The organism is Magnetospirillum fulvum MGU-K5 (assembly GCF_000442515.1).
In the GTDB taxonomy this organism is placed as follows: Bacteria; Pseudomonadota; Alphaproteobacteria; order Rhodospirillales; family Magnetospirillaceae; genus Phaeospirillum; species Phaeospirillum fulvum_B.
Map to the genome: position 1 here is coordinate 1 of NZ_AQPH01000090.1, position 11939 is coordinate 11939.

Below are 11939 nucleotides of genomic sequence, written 5' to 3' on the forward strand. Positions count from 1 at the left end.
CCGCGCTATGACCTCGCGTCCCGGCCATTCCGGCCGAGGAGAGGACCGGCCTAACGTGACCTTCCAGTGCAGCCCTGTTGAGTCCCATCCCGCCACGACCCCGGCGCGATGCCTGTACCGCATTCTGGTGCGCGATCTGATGCTGAAATGTTCGATCGGCATTTACGAGCACGAGCGCCTGGCGCCCCAGCGCGTGCGGATCAATGTCGATATGAGCGTGCTGGAACAGGCCGCCGGACCGGCCAACGACGATATCGCCAACGTCCTGTCCTATGAGGATGTGATCGAGGCGATCCGGCGTCTGTTGGCCGAGGGGCATATCAATCTGGTCGAGACCCTGGCGGAAAAGATCGCCAGCCTGTGTCTTGAGGACGAGCGGGTCGAGATGGTCCGGGTCCGGGTCGAAAAGCCCGACGTCTATGCCGAAGCCGCTTCGGTCGGCATCGAAATCGAGCGTCACCGCAGCCACTGACCATCGCGCCGGTCTCCTCTGGACAGGAGAAGGCCGGGCCACGTACCCTTGATCCTCTCTGGCGACGGTGACAGAAGGGGCGTCCGCGATGAACCTGACGATTTCCGGACGCGAGCCCCGGCGGTGGAGCCGCCAGACCTGCGGCTCCGAAGGCGTGCTGGCGTCCGAGGCGGGCGAAGTGCCGGTCACGATGCTCGATGCCTCGCGCGGGGGGTTCAAGCTGCGCTTCACCCCCGACCCACTCGCGCTCGGGATGCTGACGCCGCTGCCGCGCGATCTCCACGTCATCACGGCATCGCAGCAGATTTATCCCTCGACCGTGCTCTGGATCAAAGACGGGCTGGCCGGGTGCCGCTTTTACCAGCACCAGTCGCTCGACGATATCGCGATCCTGATGACCTCACCGTTCCGGCTTCAGCCGCTCGACATGCCGGTGTGAAGGTCAGGCGCTTTTCCGGCCCCGGACCAGAGCCTTGTAAAACAGCACCTCGTCCTTGAGGTGGTGATACAGGCCACCATCAATGATCCGATAGATTTCCAGGCAGGTCTGCTGGGCCTGCTTCGCGGACTTGATCTTCGGCACCATCTTCTTGCACAGATCGACATAGGCCAGGATCAGGGTGCCGTGAGTCGATTGGTGCGTCTCGCCGCCATCGCGCCCGGCCAGGAACGCGTCCTCGGCGGCAAAGGCCTTTTTCATCGCAACGAAGATCGCGCCGGTTCGCTCGGCGACGGTTCGGCGATCGAGATAGGGATCGTCCAGGCAACGAAAGAAATCGGCCATCGCCTCGATCAACATGCGGCGGCCGCTATCGATCGCTCCGATCCCCGTCTCCAAAGACATATTCCAACGAAACATCGCGCCCTCAGTCTCCCCGCCCCTGCCGGTGGTTCCAACCGCCGATTCATACTCAGGCGTTCACCCGAGGTCAAACCGTCTGTTGGCCTATTTACAACCTGAGGGGTATAGCCGCATCCTCCGCCGGCGCGTCATCGGTTAGGCGCGCACGACCAAAGGCGATAAGGGAGAAGACGATGTTGTTGAACCGAGTGTGCGGGGCTCTCCTCGCCCTGACTCTCTGTCTGTCTCCGTTATCAGGCGCGCGCGCCGAGGATGACATCAAAATCGGGGCGTTCCTGTCGCTGACCGGGGTGATGTCGCTGATGGGCGACCCGGAAAAGAAGGCGCTCGACCTGCTGGTTGAAACCGTCAATGCCGATGGCGGCGTGCTGGGGCGCAAGATCAGCCTGATCGTCTATGATGACGGCTCCGACCCGGAAAAGGCGGTTTCGTTCGTTCGCCGCCTGATCGACCACGATCAGGTCGATTTCGTCATCGGCGGATCGGGCACCCCTACCAGCCTGGCCGTGTTGACCCAGATCGAGCGCGAGCGGGTTCCCTATCTCTCGATGGGCGGCGGCGGAGCGATCGTCGATCCGGTGCGCAAATGGGTGTTCAAGGTGCCGCAGACCGACCGGATGGCGGCGGAAAAGGTGCTGGCCGATCTGAAAAAGCGCGGACTGACCAAGATCGCCCTGCTGTCGGAGAATGGCGGCTTTGGCAAATCGGGCCATGACCAGACCGTCGCCCGCGCCGCCAGCTATGGGATCGAGATCCTCGTCGATGAGACCTATTCGCCCAAAGATCCCGACGTCACCCCGCAACTGACCAAGATTCGCGGCACCCCCGGCCTTCAGGCCCTGTTCGTGTTCGGCACCGGCAACGGCCCGGCGGTGGTGACCAAGAACATCCGTCAGATCGGCCTGACTCTGCCGGTCTATCAGTCGCACGGCGTCGCCTCGCGCGATTTCCTCCGCCTCGTCGGCGGGGCCGCCGATGGAATGCGGCTGCCCGGTGGCGCGCTGTCGGCACCGGAGCAATTGCCCGACTCCAACCCGCGCAAGGCGCTGCTGATCGGCTTCAAGACCGCCTACGAAGCCCGCACCCACACCGATATCAACATGATGGCCGGGCACAGCTATGACGCCTTGATGCTGGCGGTTGACGCGATCCGCCGCGCCGGAACCACCGACAAAGCTGCGGTGCGCGACGCGCTGGAGGCAACCGCCAACTTCCCCGGCACCGCCGGAATGGTCACCTTCTCGCCCACCGATCACCTTGGCCTGGGTGCCGATGCTTTCCACATGCTGGAAATCAGGAATGGCGCCTTCACCTTCGTCGATTAACCGGGTCCGGTTCATCCTCGTCCGCCGTCTCGGCCTCGGTTGGGTCGGACGGCGGCTGGGCCGCCGCAACCGGCTTGCGCCGACGCGGCTGGGGGTGCCATGACCACGGCCGGTCGCCCTGGCTATCGGCGACGGTCTCGACTCGGACATGGGTGGGACTGAGCCACAGCGCGTGAGCACCGCGCCGCCACAGGTCGAAGCGGTCGATCACCAGCCCCGCCCCCCGACAGGTTCCCCGCAACGGAACCGCGCTGACCACCAATCCGGCCCCGGCACAGGCCGCCTCGATCCCCGTTTCGTCGCGGATCAGCGCCACCACCTGCCCCTCGGCCCGCCAGACGCAGCCGACCGGATCGCACCGCAGCCGCCCATCGCGCGAGGAACTCTGGCGCGGCCAGCGCTCCGGCGCTTCGGGTCCGGCGCGGCGGCTCCAGGTTTCCTTGAGGATGCGGCCGCCCTTGCCGTTCAGCAGCAGGGCCCCATCAGCGGTCCGCACCGCCATCGCCGCGCCGCGCCCATCGACCAGCAGATCGGGCGGATCGGCCAGACCCATCGAGGCCAGCCCCAGAACCATCGGCACCAGTCCCCACCAGCGCCAGCGCCGCGTCCACAGGCACAACCAGCAGCCGCCCAGGGCAAAGACGACCAGCCCGGCCATCGGCAATGTCGGGGTGGTGATCGCCGCGGCGGGCCAGCTTGCCACCCACAGCGCGATCTGGTTGACCGCCTCGACGCCCCACCCCATCGGCACCAGCGCCCCCGCCTCCAGCCCGAACGGCAGCAGCAGGAACAGCACCAGCGCCCACGGCATCACCCAGAAGCCGGTCAGCGGTACCGCCAGCATGTTGGCCAGCACCGACCACACCGCGAAGCGATTGAAATGGTAGATGGCAAAGATCGCGGTAACACTTCCGGCGATCAGGGTGGTCAGCGCGATCCCGGCGGCATAAAGGCCGAGTCCGGCCAGCGGCCCGGGATGGGCTTCACGCCACAGCGCTTGCCGTGGGGCCTGGGTCTCGTACCAAGCGATCAGGGCGATCACCGCCGCGAACGACATTTGGAAGCTGGGGCCGATCAGCTCTTCCGGTTCGACCAACAGTACCAGGGTGGCCGCCAGCGCCACCGGTCGCATCGATAGCGCAGTGCGGTCGAGCAGCACCGCCAGCAACACCAGGGCGATCATCAGAAACGAGCGTTGGGCGGGCACCGGCGACCCGGCCAGCAGGGTGTAACCCCAGGCGAACAGGATCGCCAGCGCCGCTGCCCATTTCTTGATCGGATAGCGCAGGGCCACAGGCGGGATCAGCGCCAGCAGCGCACGCAAGCCGACGAACACCAGCCCAGCGGCAAGACTGATATGCAGCCCGGAGATCGACAGGATGTGGGCCAGCCCGGAATCGCGATAGGCCTGCATCATCGGGGCGGAAATCGGCATCTGATCGCCGGTGATCAGCGCCGCCGCCACCGCGCCGCGATCGCCCGGCAGGACCGCGACGATCCGTTCGGTCAGACGGTGGCGCAGAGCGTTGACGGCCACGCCAAAGCCGCCGTCGAGGTTGGGTTCCGCCGCAGCGACGATCTCGGGCGGACCCAGCGCGGTACCGATCGCGCCCAGCCGCTTGAACCAGGAAAAGCGGGCGAAGTCGAACGCGCCGGGCATTGACGGCGGCGGCGGCGGCATCAGCATCGCCCGCAGCCGCAGCCGGTCGCCGACGGCAAAGGGGGGAGGCCCCGGCTTTAACCGCACCCTTACCCGCTCCGGCGTGACAATCGGCTCGTCCCGCTCCAGCGCCAGCCGGTCGAAGGTGACGCGGAGCGCCTCGCCGGGCAGGCGCTCGATTTCGACCACCCGCCCCTCCAGCATCAACGCCCCGCTGGCCCGCGTCAGCACCGGGGCGGCAACCAGGGCGGTGCGACCCCCGGCGGCGACAAATCCCACCAGCACCGCCAGCACGACCGCCGCCGATACGACCAGCCCCAATCGGCGCGTCGCCAAGGCCAGCGCCAGGAATCCCGTCGCCACCGCAAGTCCCAACCCGGAGAGCCACAATGGCGGCTCGGTCGGCAGGGAGAAATAGCCGCCGATACCAAGGCCCAAAAACACAGGTATCCACAGCGGCCACCGGGTCCGCTCGGCCATCACCCCCCCAACAATGGCGGGGAGGATTGCACGGAGCGCGGACGTGTCTTCGGCCATTCTTTCCAACACCGTGCTGTATCGACCCCGAGAATATGGTAAACAAGAGGGCTCTGTCTCTCGCGGCAAAGGATGCCGAACCCTCATCATGACCGTCGTTACCCGCTTTGCTCCGTCGCCCACCGGCTTCCTTCATATCGGAGGGGGGCGGACGGCTCTGTTCAACTGGCTGTTCGCGCGTCATCACGGCGGCCGTTTCCTCCTCCGGATCGAGGACACCGACCGCGCCCGCTCGACCGAGGCCGCCGTCGCCGCGATCTTTGACGGCCTGGAATGGCTGGGCCTCGATTGGGACGGCGAGGCGGTGATGCAGTTCGCCCGCGCCGGCCGCCACGCCGAAGTGGCCCACCAGCTGCTGGCCGAGGGTAAGGCCTATCGCTGCTACTGTACCCCCGAGGAACTGACCGCGATCCGCGAGGAACAGCGGGCCAAGGGGCTGCCGATGCGCTATCCCGGCATCTGGCGCGACCGCGATCCCTCCGACGCTCCGGCCAATACGCCGTTCGTCGTCCGGCTGAAGGCCCCGACCGAGGGCGAGACGGTGATCGCCGATCTGGTCCAGGGCGAAGTCCGCGTCGCCAACAGCCAGCTTGACGACATGATCCTGCTCCGCGCCGACGGCACGCCGACCTACATGCTGTCGGTGGTGGTTGACGATCACGACATGGGGGTGACCCATGTGATTCGCGGCGACGACCATCTGACCAACGCCTTCCGTCAGGCCCAATTGTACCGGGCCAGCGGGTGGGAGGTCCCCACCGTCGCCCACATTCCGCTGATTCACGGTCCCGACGGGGCCAAGCTGTCGAAGCGCCACGGCGCGCTGGGCGTCGATGCCTATCGCGACATGGGCTATCTGCCCGAGGCGATGCGCAATTACCTGCTGCGCCTGGGCTGGAGCCACGGCGACGACGAAATCATTTCGACCGAGCAGGCGATCGAGTGGTTTACCCTCGATTCGGCCGGGCGCTCGCCGTCGCGGTTCGATTTCGCCAAGCTGACCCAGTTGAACGGCCATTACCAACGTCAGGCCGACAATGGTCGCCTGACCGGGCTGATCGCCCCCCGGCTCGAAGAAAAGCTGGGCCGCCCGCTCGCCGAGGCCGAGACGGCCCGCCTGACCGCCGGGATGACCGGACTGAAGGATCGGGCCAAGACTCTGGTCGAACTGGCGGAGTCCGCGCTGTTCTATGTCCAGGCCCGTCCGCTGGCGCTCGACGACAAGGCGGCGAAGATCGTCGCCGAGGCCGATGCTCAGGCCGATCTGGCCCAGTTCGCCGCCCGTGCCGGTGCCCTCAGCGACTGGAACCGCGAAACGCTGGAAGAGGTCGCGCGCATCCTGGCCGAGGAACGCGGCCTGAAACTGGGCAAGATCGCCCAGCCGCTCCGCGCCGCCCTGGCCGGAGCGACGGTGTCGCCGCCTATTTTTGAAGTGATGGAGGTCCTGGGCCGCGAGGAGTCCCTGGGCCGCATCGGTGACGTACTGACCGGATCACCTCTTTCACAAGAGGTCGCAGTCTGACAGACGGAGCCGACTCTGACCCTTTTGAACAAACAGGGATAAAAAATGACAGATTCCCCCGCGTCGCCAAAAGAGACTGTCACGCTGACCAATAACAGCACGGGCAAAAGCGTCGAACTGCCCCTGATCGCCGGTACGGTCGGCCCGAAGGTGATGGACATCCGGTCGCTGTATTCCGACATGGACCTGTTCACCTACGATCCCGGCTACACTTCGACCGGGTCGTGCAAATCGGCAATCACTTATATCGACGGCGACGAGGGGGTTCTGCTCCATCGCGGCTACCCGATCGAGGAAATCGCCGAACATGGCGACTTCCTCGAAGCAGCCTTCCTGATCCTGAAGGGCGAGCTGCCAAACGACGCCCAGATGACGAAGTTCGTCACCGACATTTCCCGCCATTCGATGCTGAACGAACAGATTTCGTTCTTCTTCCGCGGCTTCCGTCGTGACTCCCACCCGATGGCGGTGATGTGCGGCGTCGTCGGCGCGATGGCGGCGTTCTATCACGATTCGATCAATATCAACGATCCGCACCAGCGGATGGTCGCCAGCTATCGCCTGATCGCCAAGATGCCGACGGTGGTGGCCTGGACCTATAAATACGCGATGGGTCAGCCCTTCATTTACCCGCGCAACGACCTCGATTACGCTTCGAACTTCCTCCACATGATGTTCGCGACCCCGTGTGAGCCCTACAAGGTCAACCCGACCCTGGCCCGCGCGATGGACCGCATCCTGATCCTCCACGCCGACCACGAACAGAACGCGTCGACCTCGACGGTGCGTCTGGCCGGGTCGTCGGGTGCCAACCCGTTCGCCTGTATCGCCGCCGGTATCGCCTCGCTGTGGGGACCGGCCCATGGCGGCGCCAACGAAGCGGTTCTGGCGATGCTGCACGAAATCGGCAGCAAGGATCGCATCCCCGAATTCCTGAAGCGGGCCAAGGACAAGAACGATCCGTTCCGTCTGATGGGCTTTGGCCACCGGGTCTACAAGAATTACGACCCCCGCGCCAAGATCATGCAGCGCACCTGCCACGAAGTGCTCGACGAACTGGGCATCAAGGACGAGCCGTTGCTGGAACTGGCGATGGAACTGGAGCGGATCGCGCTGTCGGATGAGTATTTCATCGAACGCAAGCTGTTCCCCAACGTCGATTTCTATTCCGGCATCATCTTCCGCGCCATGGGCATCCCGACCCAGATGTTCACCAGCCTGTTCGCGCTGGCGCGCACCGTCGGCTGGATCGCCCAGTGGAACGAAATGCTGACCGATCCCGAGCAGAAGATCGGCCGCCCGCGCCAGCTGTATGTCGGAGCGCCGCCCCGCCACTACCTGCCGCTGCACCAGCGTGGCTAGCACAGGCCGACAGCGGGATCCAAACGACCGGCGGCGCCTTCGGGCGCCGTTCCGGCGGATCCCTCCGCCTGCCAATGACAACATCCAGCCCGGCGGTCGCCGTCGGCTGGTCGTGCTGGCGGCGGTGGTTTCCACCGTCGCCATCGCCGTTCTGTTCGGATTGAAGTAGCGCCACCTTCAAACCGACTCGTCATCAGCGATCCGGCGTTGATTTCTTCCGCTCTTTGGGTATGGTCACCCCCCGGTGGGGCCTGTAGCTCAATGGTTAGAGCCGGCCGCTCATAACGGTCTGGTTGCAGGTTCGAGTCCTGCCGGGCCCACCAACCCCTCCCCCTCCATTGCCCCGTCCCTCCGCTGCGAACGGACGGGACGAAGCTCTCGCTCCGCTGGGGTGAACCCGGTATAGTAGCCGGGCGTTCAGACCCGTCGCGGGCACCGCTTCCACGCGGTCGCGCCAGTGCCGCCTGCGGCCTCATTTGCGGACATTGATGAATCGAATTCATATGTCCATGCACTTCTTTCCGTCTTATCGCCTGCCGCCGCACGAGTAACAATCGTCCCCGATGGTTTGTGGAGAGACATGATGCAGACGCGCACACTGGGCAACAGCGGCTTGGAAGTTTCAGCGATCGGGCTGGGCTGCATGGGGATGAGCTTTTCTTACGGCCCGCCCCCGGATCGGCAGGAGATGGTCGCCCTGCTGCGTACCGCCGTCGAGCGCGGCGTCACCTTCTTCGACACCGCCGAGGTCTACGGCCCCTACACCAACGAAGAATTGCTGGGCGAGGCGCTGGCCCCGCTGCGCGACCGGGTGGTGATCGCCACCAAGTTCGGCTTTGATCTCGATCCCAATGGCGGGCCGAAATGGGTTGGACTGGACAGCCGCCCCGCGCACATCAAGCAGGTTGCCGAGGCCTCGCTCAAGCGGCTGAACATTGACGTGATCGATCTGTTCTACCAGCACCGGGTCGATCCCGCCGTGCCGATCGAGGATGTCGCAGGCGCGGTGAAGGATTTGATCCAGGCAGGCAAGGTCAGGCATTTCGGCCTGTCCGAGGCGGGGGTACAGACGATCCGCCGCGCCCATGCGGTGCAGCCGGTCACCGCATTGCAGAGCGAATATTCGCTGTGGACGCGCGGGCCAGAAGCCGAAATCCTGCCGACGCTTGAAGAATTGGGCATCGGCTTCGTCCCCTACAGCCCGCTGGGCAAGGGCTTCCTGACCGGCAAGATGACCGAAACCACCAGCTTTGGCAGCACCGATTTCCGCTCGATCCTGCCGCGCTTCACCCCTGCCGCTCTCAAGGCAAATCAGGCGCTGATCGATTTGCTGGGGCGGATTGCCGCCAAGAAACAGGCCAGTCCGGCCCAGATCGCCCTGGCGTGGCTGCTGGCGCAAAAGCCATGGATCGTTCCCATTCCCGGCACCACCAAACTGAGCCGCCTTGACGAAAACAACGGAGCCGCCGCCCTGGTTCTGACCGCCGACGATCTGGCCGAGATCGAGAGTACCGCAGCCCGGATCACCATCGAGGGAGCGCGCTATCCCGAGGCCTTGGAACAGATGACCGGCCGCTGACCCCGACGAGGGGATGTGACCGACGGTGATCGCCGCCCCCTGCCGCACGGTTGTTTCGCTTCACCTCCACCTGCTTAACGGAGCCCCCCAGATGACCACCAAAGCCTATGGTGCCCAGGCCGCCGACAAATCGTTGGAGCCGATGACGATCGAACGCCGCCAGCCCGGCCTCCACGATGTCCAGATCGAGATCGCCTATTGCGGCGTCTGTCACTCCGACCTGCATACCGTTCGCTCGGAATGGGCCGGGACGCTGTACCCCTGCGTTCCCGGTCACGAGATCGTCGGTCACGTCACCGCGATCGGGGCCGAGGTCACCGACTTTCGGGTGGGAGAGACCGTCGGCGTCGGCTGCCTGGTCGATTCGTGCCAGCATTGCGATTCCTGCCATGACGGGCTGGAGCAATTCTGTGAAAACGGTTGGACCGGAACCTATAACTCGCCGACGAAGGACGCCCCCGGCCACACCTTGGGCGGGTATTCGCAACGAATCGTCGTCAGCGACAAGTTCGTGCTGAAAATCCGCCACCCCGAAGAGCAATTGGCGGCGGTGGCACCGCTGCTATGCGCGGGGATCACCACCTATTCGCCGTTGCGCCATTGGGAGGCCGGACCCGGCAAGACGGTCGGCATCGTCGGGATCGGCGGTCTCGGCCATATGGGGATCAAGATCGCCCACGCCATGGGGGCGCACACGGTCGCCTTCTCCACGTCGGAATCCAAGCGCGCCGACGCCCTGAAACTGGGAGCGGACGAGGTGATCATCTCCAAGGACCCGGCGGAGATGGCCAAGCACAAAAACAGGTTCGACCTGATCCTCGATACGGTGGGGTCAAGCCACAACCTTGATGCCTATACCACCCTTCTGAAGCGCGACGGCACGCTGTGCCTGATCGGCGTTCCCGAACACCCCCACCCCACCCCCAGCATCGAGCCGCTGATCTTCGGCCGCCGGGCGATTGCCGGATCGCTGATCGGCGGGATCGCCGAAACCCAGGAGATGCTCGATTTCTGTGCCGAGAAAGGCATCGTCTCGGACATCGAACTGATCCGCGCCCAAGAGATCGACACCGCCTATGACCGCATGGTCAAAAGCGACGTCAAATACCGTTTCGTGATCGATATCGCCTCGCTGGCGAGCTGACGACAGCGCTCAAAAAGAAGGGGCGACGGGCATACCCCCGTCGCCCCATGTCTTATACCAACCAGCCAATGACGTGGCCGGTTGTATTGTCCCTCTGCCGGAGCCGCGGGCATCCGCCCGCTTAGCCGCCGCAATGGCGGCTAAATACCGGCCAACGGGTCAAATCGAGGGTTGGCCGGTATTACCGCAAACTCTATTCGAACAGGTTGCTGACGCTCGAGGTCAGGCGAGTCATCAGAGCCGGAACCGCCTCTTCGAACTTCAAATTGACCTGATTGGCGTACGCGATTTCGCGAATCTGGTATTGCTTGAAATCGCTCTCTTCGTCGATCTGCTGGGTCTTGACCCGGGCATTGGTCCCGGCGGCACCGCTATAGCCCGCGCCGGTCGGCACCTGCGAGGATTTCGCACGGGAGGTCGCTGCGTTGCCCTGGGCGTTGACGGTGGTGGTCGACTGGCTGACCTTGCCGCCCTTCAGCGGACGTTCGGACAATTGAATGTCGATCACGACCGAGTAGGTCACGTCCTTGATCAGCTGGTTGGCCAGGAACGACCCGGCGGCCACGCCCAGGCCAATACCCGTCGTCGCGCCGCCGCCCGCACCGAGCGAGTTGGCGACAACGGCGGCACCGGCACCGGCCAGGAGCGGCTCGCCATACTTCCCCATCAGCATCGATCCAGTGTCCTTGGTATCGATCGGACCCGCATAGAGGATGTTGACACGCAGCATGTAGTGGGCCTGATTGGGATCATCGACGACGCGATATCCGCGCGCGGCGATTGATTGGATCAGCGACGCCCGCAGATCAAGTTCGGGATGGTCGGAAGTGTTCCGGGCCGAAACGAAAATGGTCCGGGCCGACGGCGGCACCGGATCGAGGAAGACGCTTTCGCTCATATGCGTCTGAACTTGGAGTTCGCTGTGATTGATGCTGGCATCGATTGCGGCACAGGCGGAAAGAGTGCTGGCCAAAGCGGCGATGATACCAAGCCTCTTAAGCGACATAATGTTCATGACAGTCTTTCCCCCTATAAAACGTGATGTTTTCATCGCAACCGAGAGCATAGCTTGAATAAACTCCGAGCAGCTGCAAAGGGCTAAGCCTCTCTGATACCAGGATTTTTTGACTCCGAAAAGTAGAAAATCGCATTTAAGACCAAGGGCTGCCAACCATTACGCTTACCGCCCGGCGTCATTCGCCTTGCGTTCAACCCGGCCGAGGTCCTGTCCTCATAAACCTCGCGCGCCGCGCTGCTGGAAAAAATGGCGCAATGGCAGGAGAAACTGCGATGGGCATAGTGGTGCTATGGACAAGCGTTTCGACGCCCCAGTGCGTCGTTTTTTCCGCAGCCCGAAGGGACGCGGGCCTTTTGGTGACCGGGTTCGTTGCTTGCCCCTTGTGGACGACGGGTCCACGGCGGGTCAATCGCCTGCCCGGCCGCCAAAATTCCTCGCGTCGCGACCGTGACGTTTAT

General features: G+C 64.3%; 10 protein-coding genes and 1 tRNA gene. 8 read left to right on the forward strand and 3 right to left on the reverse strand.

All coding sequences use genetic code 11. The features are described from left to right. On the forward strand, positions 1–472 hold a 472-nt coding region (folB, locus tag K678_RS15740; protein WP_414533294.1), incomplete at its 5' end, for a dihydroneopterin aldolase. Positions 473–560: 88 nt separating this feature from the next. Then, positions 561–911, forward strand: coding sequence for a PilZ domain-containing protein (locus K678_RS15745; RefSeq protein ID WP_021133466.1), 351 nt, complete (start codon positions 561–563; stop codon positions 909–911). A 3-nt stretch (positions 912–914) separates the two neighbouring features. Here K678_RS15745 and K678_RS15750 read toward each other — a convergent pair whose 3' ends face one another. Next, the gene (locus K678_RS15750; protein WP_021133467.1) at positions 915–1331 is read right to left on the reverse strand and encodes a hypothetical protein; all 417 of its coding nucleotides are present in this window, start codon (positions 1329–1331) and stop codon (positions 915–917) included. A 176-nt stretch (positions 1332–1507) separates the two neighbouring features. Here K678_RS15750 and K678_RS15755 point away from each other — a divergent pair, with 176 nt between their 5' ends. Then, positions 1508–2659: an ABC transporter substrate-binding protein gene (locus K678_RS15755; RefSeq protein WP_021133468.1), complete on the forward strand. Its 1152-nt coding sequence runs from the start codon at positions 1508–1510 to the stop codon at positions 2657–2659. Here K678_RS15755 and K678_RS15760 read toward each other — a convergent pair. Continuing rightward, positions 2643–4856, reverse strand: coding sequence for a ComEC/Rec2 family competence protein (locus tag K678_RS15760; protein WP_021133469.1), 2214 nt, complete (start codon positions 4854–4856; stop codon positions 2643–2645). The two genes, K678_RS15755 and K678_RS15760, sit on opposite strands and share 17 nt — an antisense overlap. Positions 4857–4944: 88 nt before the next feature. Between K678_RS15760 and gltX the strand changes: the two genes are divergently transcribed. From gltX to K678_RS15785, 5 genes are all read left to right on the forward strand, one after another. Then, a complete protein-coding gene (gene gltX, locus K678_RS15765; protein ID WP_021133470.1) occupies positions 4945–6378 on the forward strand; it encodes a glutamate--tRNA ligase in 1434 nt (477 codons plus the stop codon). A 45-nt stretch (positions 6379–6423) separates the two neighbouring features. Further along, positions 6424–7740, forward strand: coding sequence for a citrate synthase (gene gltA, locus K678_RS15770; protein WP_021133471.1), 1317 nt, complete (start codon positions 6424–6426; stop codon positions 7738–7740). 247 nt (positions 7741–7987) lie between these two features. Then, positions 7988–8063: transfer RNA gene (locus K678_RS15775), tRNA-Ile, on the forward strand. A gap of 257 nt (positions 8064–8320) precedes the next feature. Next, positions 8321–9319 (forward strand): aldo/keto reductase, encoded by a 999-nt coding sequence (locus K678_RS15780; RefSeq protein ID WP_462442549.1) that lies wholly within the window; start codon positions 8321–8323, stop codon positions 9317–9319. 91 nt (positions 9320–9410) lie between these two features. Then, on the forward strand, positions 9411–10463 hold the full coding sequence (locus tag K678_RS15785; RefSeq protein ID WP_021133473.1) for an NAD(P)-dependent alcohol dehydrogenase: 1053 nt from the start codon (positions 9411–9413) through the stop codon (positions 10461–10463). A gap of 193 nt (positions 10464–10656) precedes the next feature. On the opposite strand, the gene K678_RS17990 is transcribed toward K678_RS15785, so the two are convergent. After that, positions 10657–11478, reverse strand: a complete 822-nt coding sequence (locus K678_RS17990) for a complement resistance protein TraT (protein ID WP_021133474.1) — start codon at positions 11476–11478, stop codon at positions 10657–10659. Positions 11479–11939 lie beyond the last annotated feature (461 nt).